The 13,477-nt window shown below is 39.5% G+C and carries 14 protein-coding genes; 13 read left to right on the top strand and 1 reads right to left on the bottom strand.

Translation table 11 applies throughout. The features are described from left to right. The 3 genes from truA (at position 1) to rpsI (ending at position 1,855) form a co-directional block, all read left to right on the top strand. Complete coding sequence (gene truA, locus CD126_RS06780; RefSeq protein WP_049407677.1) at positions 1–804, top strand: tRNA pseudouridine(38-40) synthase TruA; 804 nt, start codon at positions 1–3, stop codon at positions 802–804. A gap of 201 nt (positions 805–1,005) precedes the next feature. Continuing rightward, complete coding sequence (gene rplM, locus CD126_RS06785; protein WP_002471364.1) at positions 1,006–1,443, top strand: 50S ribosomal protein L13; 438 nt, start codon at positions 1,006–1,008, stop codon at positions 1,441–1,443. 19 nt (positions 1,444–1,462) lie between these two features. Continuing rightward, positions 1,463–1,855 carry a 30S ribosomal protein S9 gene (gene rpsI, locus CD126_RS06790; protein ID WP_002471323.1) on the top strand — a complete coding sequence of 131 codons (393 nt, stop codon included), beginning with the start codon at positions 1,463–1,465 and terminating at the stop codon, positions 1,853–1,855. A gap of 68 nt (positions 1,856–1,923) precedes the next feature. Here rpsI and CD126_RS06795 read toward each other — a convergent pair whose 3' ends face one another. Continuing rightward, positions 1,924–2,658 (bottom strand): NAD-dependent protein deacylase, encoded by a 735-nt coding sequence (locus tag CD126_RS06795; protein ID WP_103370236.1) that lies wholly within the window; start codon positions 2,656–2,658, stop codon positions 1,924–1,926. 157 nt (positions 2,659–2,815) lie between these two features. On the opposite strand from CD126_RS06795, the gene CD126_RS06800 reads away from it, so the two are divergent. From CD126_RS06800 to CD126_RS06845, 10 genes are all read left to right on the top strand, one after another. Beyond that, a complete protein-coding gene (locus CD126_RS06800) occupies positions 2,816–3,574 on the top strand; it encodes a DeoR/GlpR family DNA-binding transcription regulator (protein WP_070502634.1) in 759 nt (252 codons plus the stop codon). A gap of 406 nt (positions 3,575–3,980) precedes the next feature. Continuing rightward, the gene (gene lacA / locus CD126_RS06805; RefSeq protein WP_049407680.1) at positions 3,981–4,409 is read left to right on the top strand and encodes a galactose-6-phosphate isomerase subunit LacA; all 429 of its coding nucleotides are present in this window, start codon (positions 3,981–3,983) and stop codon (positions 4,407–4,409) included. 12 nt (positions 4,410–4,421) lie between these two features. Next, the gene (lacB, locus tag CD126_RS06810; RefSeq protein WP_103370228.1) at positions 4,422–4,937 is read left to right on the top strand and encodes a galactose-6-phosphate isomerase subunit LacB; all 516 of its coding nucleotides are present in this window, start codon (positions 4,422–4,424) and stop codon (positions 4,935–4,937) included. A gap of 30 nt (positions 4,938–4,967) precedes the next feature. Then, a complete protein-coding gene (locus tag CD126_RS06815; protein WP_049407683.1) occupies positions 4,968–5,282 on the top strand; it encodes a PTS lactose/cellobiose transporter subunit IIA in 315 nt (104 codons plus the stop codon). 5 nt (positions 5,283–5,287) lie between these two features. Beyond that, the gene (locus CD126_RS06820; RefSeq protein ID WP_103370229.1) at positions 5,288–7,027 is read left to right on the top strand and encodes a lactose-specific PTS transporter subunit EIIC; all 1,740 of its coding nucleotides are present in this window, start codon (positions 5,288–5,290) and stop codon (positions 7,025–7,027) included. A gap of 18 nt (positions 7,028–7,045) precedes the next feature. After that, positions 7,046–8,455, top strand: coding sequence for a 6-phospho-beta-galactosidase (lacG, locus tag CD126_RS06825; RefSeq protein WP_103370230.1), 1,410 nt, complete (start codon positions 7,046–7,048; stop codon positions 8,453–8,455). Positions 8,456–8,632: 177 nt separating this feature from the next. Continuing rightward, positions 8,633–9,478, top strand: coding sequence for an alpha/beta hydrolase (locus CD126_RS06830; protein ID WP_103370231.1), 846 nt, complete (start codon positions 8,633–8,635; stop codon positions 9,476–9,478). Between the two features lie 100 nt (positions 9,479–9,578). Further along, positions 9,579–10,586 carry an NADP-dependent oxidoreductase gene (locus CD126_RS06835; RefSeq protein ID WP_049407689.1) on the top strand — a complete coding sequence of 336 codons (1,008 nt, stop codon included), beginning with the start codon at positions 9,579–9,581 and terminating at the stop codon, positions 10,584–10,586. A gap of 15 nt (positions 10,587–10,601) precedes the next feature. Beyond that, a complete protein-coding gene (locus CD126_RS06840) occupies positions 10,602–11,624 on the top strand; it encodes a zinc-binding alcohol dehydrogenase family protein (RefSeq protein WP_049407690.1) in 1,023 nt (340 codons plus the stop codon). A gap of 219 nt (positions 11,625–11,843) precedes the next feature. Then, positions 11,844–13,424: a BCCT family transporter gene (locus CD126_RS06845; RefSeq protein WP_103370232.1), complete on the top strand. Its 1,581-nt coding sequence runs from the start codon at positions 11,844–11,846 to the stop codon at positions 13,422–13,424. The last annotated feature ends 53 nt before the right edge of the window (positions 13,425–13,477 follow it).

Here is a 13,477-nt window from a genome sequence, read left to right on the forward strand (position 1 = left end):
ATGCGTGTATTAGTTAATATAGCGTATATGGGTCGCGACTATTTAGGATTTCAAATTCAACAGAATGGTCGAACGATTCAACAACAATTTGAAAAGATATTGAAACGTATGCACAAACGTCATGTACGCATCCACCCAACAAGTCGTACTGACCGAGGTGTACATGCGTTAAATCAATACTTTCACTTTGATACGGAATTGAATATCACACCTGAGAAGTGGCAATATGCGATGAATAGTGCTTTGCCAGATGATATTTACGTGCACGATATTCAGTTTGTGAGTGATGACTTCCACTGCCGTTATGATTGTGTAGGGAAGACGTATCGCTATAAGATCTATCAAGACGCACACAAAGATCCTTTTCAAAGTGGGCTAAAGACGTACATTCCTTATCAGCTGGATATTGAGTCGATGCAAGAAGCGGCACAAGCTTTCGTAGGCACGCATGATTTCACAGGCTTTTGTTCTCAAAAGACAGAGGTTGAAAGTAAAGTGCGAACGCTCTATGAAAGTCGTGTAGAAATTACTGACGATGGCTTTGATTATGTCGTGACAGGTTCAGGCTTTCTTTATAATATGGTCCGTGTACTGGTCGCTTTTTTACTCCAAGTAGGACAAGGTAAGAAACGTCCTGAAGATGTGCCACGGCTATTGGAAGCTAAAGATCGTAACCAGATGCCATTTACTGCTCCGGCAGCAGGTTTGTATTTAGAAAAAGTCTATTTATCGCCAGAATCGTTAATACAAGACTTTGGCGAAGATATACGAATACATCGAAAAAAATCATTAGAAAATGACTGAATGACATTGACAAAATGGGTTATAAATTATACGATTATTAACGGTATTGTTTTATATCACCCCACGATAAGCCCCGGAAACTTATTGTGTTACAAGATATAGAAGCAGGTAGAACTAACAGTAATTAATAAATGAAATCTAAGCTTTAAATCGTAACAACATTTAATGAGATAACCATTTATTTACTAGGAGGACAATATTATGCGTCAAACATTTATGGCTAACGAATCAAATATTGAACGCAAATGGTATGTTATTGATGCGGCTGGACAAACGCTTGGTCGTCTTTCTTCAGAAGTAGCAGCTATTTTACGCGGTAAAAATAAAGTAACTTACACACCACACGTTGACACAGGTGACTATGTCATCATCATCAACGCTTCAGAAATTCAATTCACTGGTAGAAAGGACAAAGATAAAGTCTACTACCATCACTCAAATCACCCAGGCGGTATTAAATCAATCACTGCTGGTGAATTAAGAAAAAATAACCCTGAACGTTTATTAGAAACTTCAATCAAAGGTATGTTACCAAACACACGTTTAGGTGAAAAACAAGGCAAGAAATTATTTGTATATGGTGGCGCTGAACATCCACACGCTGCACAACAACCAGAAAACTACGAGTTACGTGGTTAATTAGAAGGAGGAAATTACATTGGCACAAGTTGAATATAGAGGCACAGGCCGTCGTAAAAACTCAGTAGCACGTGTTCGTTTAGTACCAGGTGAAGGTAACATCAAAGTAAACGAACGTGACGTACGCGATTACTTACCATTCGAATCTTTAATCTTAGACTTAAGTCAACCATTTGATGTAACTGAAACTAAAGGTAACTACGATGTATTAGTTAACGTTCATGGTGGTGGCTTCACTGGACAAGCACAAGCTATCCGTCACGGTATCGCTCGTGCATTATTAGAAGCAGACCCTGAATACAGAGGTTCTTTAAAACGCGCAGGTCTCTTAACTCGTGACCCACGTATGAAAGAACGTAAAAAACCAGGTCTTAAAAAAGCACGTCGTTCTCCACAATTCTCAAAACGTTAATTTGTGGTTCGATACGAAAACACTTCCCAAAGCGATGGGAAGTGTTTTTTTTTATCTTGAAATATGAACTATGATTTATCATTTAATGCTTCGACCACATCTACCATATCATCGTGGATGACTATGTCTGCTGAATTGTCGTAAGGTGTTTGATCTCGATTAATAATGACGAAATGGTCACCTTGGAAGTTGGAAACCAGTCCAGCTGCAGGTTGCACAACTAAAGAAGTGCCTAATACCACAAGTGTGTCAGCAGATGTTAATTTGTTTAATGCGCGACTGATCGTTTCCTGATTGAGCATTTCTCCATAAAGCACGATATCTGGACGAATAGGTCCACCACAACGCTCACACTCTTTGAGTGTCTTCTCCATAACTTCTTCTTTCGTATATTCAGCGTCGCAATTTAAACAGTAGAAACGATTTAATGTCCCATGTAGTTCATCGACATTATGGCTACCTGCATCACTATGCAAACCATCGATGTTTTGCGTAATGACACCTAGCGCACGTCCTTCATCTTCAAGTTGTGCAATCCATTCATGGACGGGGTTAGGCGCTTTATCCGACATGAGTAAGCGTTTGTGTGTGAAGTTAATATAGCCTTCTGGATCTGCATTTAAATAATCACGGCTGAGCAAATACTCTGGAGAGTAGCCGTCTTTGGAAATTTCATCGAATAAACCACCCATTGAACGAAAGTCCGGAATACCACTAGCTACGGACACACCCGCACCTGTGAAGAACACGATACGTTCCGATTCATCGATAATCGTCTTCAATTTAGTGATTTGAACTGTCATCATTAACACCTCTATTTGATATTTATCAGAGTTATTACCTTTATTATAATACATATGAGACATTTTACCTATTTAAGAAAAATGACTTAGAGTATGGTATAGTATGACATATTGATAGGACAATAATGAACGCTGATACGCAGAGCGAGGGATTGATGTGAATAAATTTGAACGACTCGAAGAAATTACGAAATTGATTAATAAAAAAGGGTCAGTGACGACAAATGAAATCGTCGCGGATTTAAATGTATCGGATATGACAGTGAGACGAGATTTGAGTGAACTTGAAGAACAAGGCGTGCTAACGAAGATATATGGAGGCGCGCGCAGTAATGATTTAACTCAATACAGAGAGCGTTCTCACAAGGAGAAACATACGGAACATGTGACGGAAAAAAGAACTATTGCCCATCAGGCGGCTGCAATTATTGAAGAAGGGGACAATATCTTCTTAGGGCCGGGTACAACGATTGAAATTCTGGCCGAAGAAATTGATCATCAGAAGTTAACCGTCATTACCAATTGTCTTCCAGTATTCGAAATTCTAAATAAGAAGAAATCACTCGATTTTAAAGTCTTCTTACTAGGTGGCACTATGCGTGACATTACCCAGTCCTTCGTAGGGGAGATGACGAATACGATATTGAGTAATCTGAAGTTCAATAAGATGTTCTTTAGCAGTAATGCGGTGAACAATGGCTATGCGATGACATCTTCAGTCGAGGAAGCTTACACGCAACAACTCGCGTTAAATCATTCGCTTGAAACGTATTTGCTTGTAGATAGTTCTAAAGTCTTCAAAGAGGATTTCAATCAGTTCTGTGACATTACAGAAGTGACAGGTATATATACAGATGCTCTACGTAAGGATGCCATTGATTATTTGATGGATTACAATAAGAAGGTTTATTATTAAGTTTTGTTTGAAGTTGGCTGTTATGGTATGGAAAATACTGAAACTTTAAAGTAATGGGTTTATTGCGACGATAGGTAGAGATGGTTATAGTGCTGGCGAGTTGGATAAAATGAAAAGTTAAGAAGAATGTATAAGTAGAGTGGTGACAAATAAAGTGTTGCTGTTCTACTTTTTTATGTTTCACAGATATGTATAGTGCCGAGAGTTTCAAGATAGATATCTGCGAGGGTGTAGATTCTAGACTCAATTCAATAGTTCAAGTTTTAGTCTCATTCAACATCAGTAAACATTTAATGTTTATTTATGTTGTTTTATGTTGATTTATTGTTTGTTTATGTTTATACTAAAAGTGATCAAATAAAGCGCTTTCATCATTGATTAATATTCGAAGTGGGAAGGAATCGTCATGATTGTAGTTATTGGTTCTGACAATACAGGTGTCAGATTGAAAGATTTACTCATTAAGCACTTAAAGCAACAAGATTATGAAGTTGTGGATGCCACGCATGATCAAGAGCTGGATTTTGTAGAGGCGACGTTAGCTGTAACTCAAGCATTAAAGCAACATAAGGATGCTTTAGCTATAGCGATCGATGCCTATGGAGTAGGGAGCTTTATCACAGCTACTAAAATTCCGGGTATTATTGCTGCTGAAGTTTCAGACGAACGCTCAGCATATATGACACGTGCACATAATAACTGTCAGCTCATCACTTTAGGTAGTGAAATTGTGGGTGATACGTTAGCCATCAACATCGTCGAAGCATTTTTAACAGCAGGGTATGACGGAGGACGACACCAAATCAGAGTAGATATGTTAAATCAAATGTGCTAAAGGAAGATGATTATGAAGATTGCGATTGGCTGTGACCATATTGTCACAGATACGAAGATGAATGTTTCTAAATACTTGAAAGATCAAGGCCACGAAGTTATCGATGTAGGAACGTATGACTTCGCGCGCACGCATTATCCTATATTTGGTCGAAAGGTCGGCGAGGCGGTCGTCCATCACGAAGCGGATCTTGGAATCTGTATTTGTGGAACCGGTGTAGGCATAACGAATGCTGCGAATAAAGTGCCTGGTGTGAGAGCAGGCTTAGTTAAAGACCTGATGACTGCACGCTATTCTAAAGAACAGTTGAATGCAAATGTTATAGGTTTCGGCGGCCGAATCATCGGAGAATTACTGCTGTTCGATTTAATCGATGCATTTATTGCAGCGGAGTATCAACCGACGCCTGAGAACCAGCTATTGATCGATAAGATGACTGAATTGGATAAGGCACGAGAGTATAATAGTGACGCTCATGTCTTTGATTCATTGCTGGAAAAGTGGAACAACGGCGAATACACAGATTGACAACTGAATAACTTTAAAAGGGTGATTAAGATGCAAAAAGAAGACGTACAAATGTTAGGTTTTGAAATTGTCGCATATGCAGGTGAAGCGAGATCTAAGTTTCTGGAGGCACTCCAAGCTGCTAAAGATGGAGATATTGCAGGAGCTGAGTCACTCATAGAAGAAGGAAATCAAGTCATCACTAAAGCGCATAATGCACAAACGGAATTGTTAGCGAACGAAGCACAAGGCAACGATATTCCATACAGTGTAACAATGATGCACGGTCAAGATCACTTGATGACGACGCTTGCCATTCGAGATTTAATGACGCATATTATTGAACTATATCAAAGAGAGCGGTGAACAGCATGAACAGACTGATTTCACAAATTGAGAAAGCAAAGCCATTTTTTGAGAAAATCTCAAGAAATATTTACTTAAGAGCTATCAGAGACGGCTTTATTGCAGCGATGCCAGTAATCTTATTCTCTAGTTTATTCTTACTCATCGCTTTCGTACCAAATATCTTCGGTTTCACGTGGTCTAAACATATGGAAGGCATCTTGATGAAACCCTACAATTACACGATGGGGTTAGTAGCTATTCTGGTAGCTGGAACGACAGCGAAGTCTTTGACAGACTCCTACAATCGAAAGCTTAAAGCGAACCAGCAACTGAACTTTATTTCTATTATGTTAGCTGCTATGTGTGGATTTTTGTTACTTTCTGCTGAACAAGCTAAAGAGGGCGGGTATTTAAATGCCTTTATGGGTACGAAAGGTTTATTAACGGCATTTTTAGCAGCGTTTATCACAGTAGCTGTTTACAATTTCTGTATGAAGAAGAACATCACGATAAAGATGCCTAAAGAGGTACCGCCTAATATTTCTCAAGTGTTTAAGGATATCATTCCTTTCTCTATCGTTATCCTTATACTCTATGGTTTAGATTTACTCATTCACTCATTCATCCATACTACAGTAGCTGAAGCCATTCTTAAATTATTTGAACCACTCTTTACTGCTGCGGATGGCTGGATTGGTATCACAATTATCTTTGGTGCCTTTGCGTTCTTCTGGTTCGTCGGTATACATGGTCCGTCTATAGTAGAACCAGCTATTTCTGCTATTACTTATGCGAATATCGAAACGAACTTCAAACTTTTACACGCAGGCATGCACGCAGACAAAGTTATTACGTCAGGTACACAAATGTTTATCGTTACATTAGGAGGTACGGGAGCCACACTTGTCGTTCCATTCATGTTTATGTGGTTAACAAAATCGAAACGTAATAAGGCGATCGGAAGAGCCTCAGTCGTTCCTACATTCTTCGGAGTGAATGAGCCTATTCTGTTCGGTGCGCCACTCGTCTTAAACCCTATTTTCTTCATACCTTTTGTCTTTGCACCGATTGCCAACGTCTGGATTTTTAAATTCTTCGTTGACGTATTAGGGATGAACAGCTTTAGTGTGAACTTACCGTGGACGACACCAGGACCACTAGGTATTATCATGGGTACTGGATTTGGCGTATGGTCCTTTGTACTTGCTGCAGTTCTGATATTTGTAGATGTTACGATTTACTATCCTTTCTTAAAAGTATACGACAAAGGTATCTATTTAGAAGAACAAGAGAATGCTGATAATACCTCAACGAAAGCGTTAGAAGAAAAGGTGAAAGCAAACTTTGACACGACAAAAGCAGAACAAATCATGAGTAATCAACAGCAAGCAACAGAGAAATTAAATGAGGAGCATGAAGCGGTTGCCGCAAACACTTCATCTATTCAAGAAGAAACGAATGTCCTCGTCCTATGTGCAGGTGGGGGCACGAGTGGTTTGCTAGCAAATGCTTTAAACAAAGCAGCAGCAGAATACCATCAACCTATCACTGCAGCGGCAGGAAGTTACGGTGCACATATGGATATTATGAAAGACTATCAGCTTGTCATTCTCGCACCACAAGTAGCATCCAACTATGAGGATATTAAATGTGACACCGATCGCTTAGGTATTAAATTAGCTAAAACGCAAGGTGTAGAATATATTAATTTGACTAGAATCGGTAAAGAAGCTCTAGAATTTGTACAAAAACAATTTAATTAATTCGAAGGAGAGATAGAGATGGTAGAACGATTTCCAGAGGACTTTATATTTGGTGGGGCTACAGCTGCGTATCAAGCTGAGGGTGCAACACGCATAGATGGTAAAGGACGTGTCGCATGGGACAATTATCTCAAAGAGAATTATTGGTATATTGCTGAACCTGCCAGTGATTTCTATCATCAGTATCCCATTGACTTAGACTTATGCGAACGTTTCAATATCAATGGCATTCGCATTTCGATTGCGTGGTCACGTATCTTTCCCAAAGGTTACGGTGAAGTGAACCCTAAAGGTGTAGAATACTATCATCGCCTGTTTGAAAGATGTCACGAGCATCATGTTGAACCTTTTGTGACGTTGCATCATTTCGATACACCTGAAGCTTTACATGAAAATGGTGACTTTCTTAACAGAGAGAATGTGGAGCACTTTGTAAACTACGCAGAATTCTGCTTCAAAGAGTTTACTGAAGTGAACTACTGGACGACTTTTAACGAAATAGGACCTATAGGAGATGGGCAATATTTAGTAGGTAAGTTTCCGCCAGGTATTCAATACGATTTCGAGAAGCTCTTTCAGTCTCATCACAATATGATGGTGGCTCACGCGAAAGCAGTTAATCTCTTTAGAACGCATAACATCAAAGGTGAAATAGGCATTGTTCATGCTTTACCAACGAAATATCCTTTAAATCCTGAAGATCCTAAGGATGTGAAAGCTGCAGAGCTTGAAGATATCATTCACAATAAGTTCATTTTAGATGCGACTTACTTGGGTGAATATTCTGATGCTACTATGTCAGGTGTCAATCATATTCTTGAAGTCAACAGCGGGACTTTAGATTTACGCGAAGAGGATTTCGAGGCATTACGTGCAGCTAAAGATCAGAACGATTTTTTAGGTATCAATTACTACATGAGTGATTGGATGAAAGCGTATGAGGGAGAGAATATAATCACACATAATTCTAAAGGTGTGAAAGGCGGCTCACGCTATGCTTTAAAAGGAGTAGGTGAGCGCGAATTCGATATGGATATCCCACGTACAGATTGGGATTGGATCATTTATCCTCAGGGACTCTATGATCAAATTATGCGCATTAAACATGATTATCCTAATTATAATAAGATTTACATTACTGAAAATGGCCTAGGTTATAAAGATGAATTTGATGCAGAACAGCAAACGGTTCATGATAAAACGCGTATCGATTACATTCAATCACACTTATCGGCAATACAAGATGCGATACGTGACGGTGCTGAAGTAAAAGGTTACTTCCTATGGTCATTGATGGATGTCTTCTCTTGGTCGAATGGGTACGAGAAACGTTATGGTTTATTCTATGTGGACTTTAACACGCAACAACGCTATCCGAAAGAGAGTGCGTATTGGTATAAGCAAGTCGCAGAACAGAAACATTTATAATTGATAAGGAAGTGCAGAGTTTGGTGAGGTAGTATGACTTCATCGAACTCTGCATTTTGCGATATGATAACGATTAATTTTTTCAAGTGTGTTACAACTGGTTAGCATGCTTTAAAGTACGCGATTACTTTAAATTAGTCTATACTTAAGTGTGATAACACTTAAAGGAGTCAACATATGAAAAAGCTAGCAATGATTTTATGTCTCATACTCTTCACAACTTCGGTGAGTGCATGTGCGTTGTTCAAAAATAAGCATAAGCAACCTACCTATACATCTAATGAGATTACGCCAACATTGTATCTACACGGTTATAGTGGGACGTTAAACTCTACGAAATATTTGGTTCAGCGTGCTACGAAAGATCATCATCATGACAAGATTTATGCCACTGTCGATGCTCAAGGCCATGTGAAAGTTGATCGACCACTTTCCAAGCATGATCGTCATCCGCTCGTCATCATCAAGCTCGAAGACAATGAGAATGGTGATTATCACACAAATGCACAATGGATTAAAAATGTCTTAGTGAAGCTTGAGGACCAACAGAAATTTGATCACTATAATATGGTCATGCATTCAATGGCTAATATGTCGTTTAGTTACTTTATGCTTGAGCATGGTAATGATAAAGACTTACCGAAATTAAACAAACAAGTTAACATTGCAGGTACGTTTGACGGCGTGTTGGGTATGGATGATAAAGCGAATGACAATCACCTCGATCAGAATGGTAAACCTGAACGAATGACGTCAGAGTATCGTCATATTCTACCGTTAAAACAAATTTACCGTGACAAACATATCAAAGTATTAAATATATATGGAGATGTCGAAGATGGTTCGCATTCAGATCGTCGTGTGAGTAACGTTTCTTCTCAATCTTTGGAATATATCATAGGTGATGTAGTCGATAGCTACGACACTTTAAAGATTACCGGTAAGGAAGGCGACCATAGTGAGTTACATGATAGCGCGAAGGTAGCTCAACACATTAATCAGTTCTTATGGGGACATGATTAAGTTACGGTTTTAAATCTATTCGTGCGCTTGATATATTGTTAGACAACTTTTTTATAATACAGAAAGCGGGTAAATCTCTTAATAAAAGAGGAGGTTTATTATGAAGACAGAACAAATTGTACTTGCACAAAGACCCCAAGGAATGCCAGACGATCAGACATTTCGCTTTGAGGAAGTAGAAGTTCAGAAGCCGCAAGAGGGTGAAGTGAAATTGAAAGCACTGTATATCTCAGTTGACCCCTATATGCGTGGCCGTATGAGTGACAGTGACTCTTACGTACAACCTTTCGAACTTAACGAACCCATTCACGGACATGTAGTGGCTCAAGTAACTGATTCACACTCACAACAATTAAGTGAAGGAGACGTTGTTGTAGGCATCTTACCATGGCGTAAAGAAATGATTGCTTCTGCAGATGAAGTACGCCAAGTTCCCCAATTAGATGTTCCAGAATACTTAAACTTAAGCGTGTTAGGTATGCCAGGGCAAACGGCTTACCATGGTTTACTTAAGATTGGTCAACCTCAACAAGGGGAAACCGTTGTTGTTTCTGCAGCATCCGGCGCTGTAGGTTCAGTAGTAGGTCAGATTGCGAAATTGAAAGGTGCTCGCGTCGTCGGTATTGCAGGCGGTACTAAGAAGACACACTTCTTAACTGAAGAGTTAGGCTTTGATGCGGCTGTTGATTACAAGGCAGACGACTTTGCTGATCAATTGGAAGCAGCCGTGCCTCAAGGTATAGATGTTTATTATGAAAATGTTGGAGGTACCGTTGCAGATGAAGTCTTCAAGCATTTGAATACTTTTGCACGTATTCCAGTTTGTGGCTCTATTTCTAACTATAATGATACTGAAATTGATTATGGCCCACGGATTCAACCTATTTTAATTAAAAATCAAGCTTTAATGAAAGGGTTCGTCGTTCATAATTATCAAGATGATTTCGCAAATGCGGCCCAAGATTTAGCACATTGGGTAAAAAATGGTGACATTCAAGTGCGAACTTCAGTTGAAGAAGGCTTTGACAAGGTTCCTGCAGCTTTCAAAAACTTATTTACTGGCGATAATTTCGGTAAACAAGTAGTAAAAGTTGCTGAGCGTGATTAATGAGGGGGTGAGAAGATGAAAGCTATAGGTGCAGATCGCGTTTTTACGCTAGATGAAGGAAATTTATTCTATGAATATGACAGAGATATACCAGAACCGCAACAACATGAGTTGCTCGTTCAGGTTAAAGCAATAAGTGTGAATCCAGTGGATACGAAACTACGTCAAACAACGCCGTCAGAAATACCAAGAGTGCTTGGGTTTGATGCGGTAGGTGTCGTTCAAGCTGTGGGAGATGAGGTCACTCTATTTCAAGAGGGGGATGAAGTTTATTACTCTGGTTCTCCAAATTATCAAGGATCGAATCAAACATATCAGCTTGTTGATGAACGTCTCGCAGCTCATAAGCCTAAAAATTTATCCTATAACGAAGCGGCAAGTCTACCTTTAACAGGTCTAACTGCTTCAGAAACATTGTTTGATGTATTCCAAATCTCATCTAATCCGGAAGAGAATAAGGGTAAAACATTATTAATCATCAATGGTGCTGGTGGCGTTGGTAGCATTGCCACACAAATTGCCAAAGCTTATGGACTACGAGTAATTACGACGGCTTCTCGTGAAGAGACTACACATTGGAATAAAGATATGGGCGCTGACATCGTGTTGAATCATCATAATGATCTCGTAGATGAATTGAAGCAGCATGATATCAATGAAGTAGATTATGTTTTCTGTACATTTAACACCGATATGTATTACGAGACAATGATTGATTTAGTTAAAGCAAGAGGTACGATTGCGACAATTGTGGCGTTTCAAGAGAAACAAGATTTAAATTTATTAAAGTCTAAAAGCATCACATTTACTCATGAGTACATGTATGCACGTATCGTACATCAAGCAGATGATATGGTTAAACATCACGAGTATTTAACTGATATTACTAAGAAGATTGAGCAAGGGATATATCAACCAACAGTGACTCAAGTCATGCATGGTTTAACGAGCGAGAATATTTACCGTGCCCATCAAATACTAGAAGACCAAAGAATGATTGGTAAACTTGTAATTAATTTAGAAGAGGAACACGAGTAATCATATAAAGTAAAACTAAGCGCTGAAGATGGGAGCAACGACTCATGTAAAGTCGGATGCTCCTCTCTTTTTTTATCCGTAAATATGTAGCGTTTCTATCAATTCATTTTATCCTATATAAAAGTTAGTCTCGCCAGACCACTTAATCCCGTGAAACTCGATTACTCTGCGTCTGAGAGGGTATGTGAAGTACATCTCAACTAAGGAGTGTATCAGGTCATGCAAAAAAAGAAATTGACGATTGTCTTCTGGGTTGCTTTGGCAATTTGTACAGCCTTTGTGATGTATGGGGCAATCTTGCCTAAACAACTCGAGAAGTACACACAGAATATCACTAACTTTATCGCCGTACATTTCGGTTGGTATTACCTCTTACTTGTGTTAGCGATATTAGTGATTTGTGTTTATTTACTCTTCTCAAGATTCTCATCCATTACACTGGGTGAAGAAGGGGAAGACCCAGAGTTCTCACTTAAATCATGGTTCGCCATGTTATTTAGTGCCGGAATGGGGATTGGTCTCGTATTCTGGACAACGGCAGAGCCAATTAGTCACGCTTTCACGCTGACACCCATCCATAAAGCAGGCACACAAAGTGCGATTAACGATGCTATGCAATTTGCCTTTTTCCATTGGGGAATTCATGCGTGGGCAGTATACGGCATCGTCGCACTCGTCTTTGCTTACTTTAACTTCCATAAAGGTTATCCAGGTCTCGTAAGTGCAACGCTTGTGCCTGTGTTCGGGCAACGTTTGATGCGTGGACCACTAGGGGGAGCGGTCGACGTACTTGCGATTATCGCAACGGTTACAGGTGTTGCAGCTACACTTGGTTTCGGTGCTTTACAGATTAACGAAGGACTTCACTACTTGTTCCACGCACCGTCAAACTTTGGTGTGCAAGTGATAATCATCATTATCGCGACAATCCTCTTTACTTGGTCAGCCTGGTCAGGTATTGATAAAGGGATTAAAAATTTAAGTAATATCAATATGATACTCGCTTTCGTTGTACTCGTCGTATTATTCTGCGTCGGTCCGACATTGCAAATCTTAAATACCTTTACAAATTCATTAGGTAATTACATTGCTAACTTCTTTAATATGAGTTTACGTATTCCACAGAGCGGTGGAGAGAAATTCCAATGGATGCAGAACTGGACCATCTTCTATTGGGCGTGGTGGGTATCATGGGCACCATTCGTCGGTATCTTTATCGCCCGTGTTTCAAGAGGTCGTACGATTAAAGAATTTATTCTCGGCGTACTCTTCGTACCGGCTCTTGTATGTTTCTTATTCTTCGCGGTGTTTGGTGCAACAGCGATTTACTTACAAGAGCATCACATCGCTAATATTGCCAAAGAAGCGACAGAAACAGCGACATTTGCGACGTTAGAGCATTTCCCATTAGGCTTTATTCTCAGTATCGTGACGCTCGTCGTGATCATGATCTTCTTCGTGACCTCAGCCGATTCTGCGACATATGTACTTGGTATGTTGAGCTCTAAAGGCGATATCAATCCTAGTTCGTTCGTTAAAGTGAGCTGGGGTGTCATTCTCGCATTGTTTGCGATGATTATGATTTATACTGGCGGAACGCAATCCATCCAGAACTTGCTCATCATCGCAGCTTTACCATTCTCCGTAGTCATTATCTTTATGATTTGGGGTCTGTTTAAAGCTCTGTCTCATGAAAAGCCACGGACGCATCAGAAGATTCTCGGTGAAGACTACAAAGTCTTGCATTATCGTAAATCAGATTTAGAAGCGGAGGCGCGCGAAGCACAGTCAGAAAGATAATATGACTATAAAATATTTTCGCAACAATAATATGACGTAAGGCGTTATTGTTA

Source organism: Staphylococcus pettenkoferi (assembly GCF_002902685.1).
Classification (GTDB): domain Bacteria; phylum Bacillota; class Bacilli; order Staphylococcales; family Staphylococcaceae; genus Staphylococcus; species Staphylococcus pettenkoferi.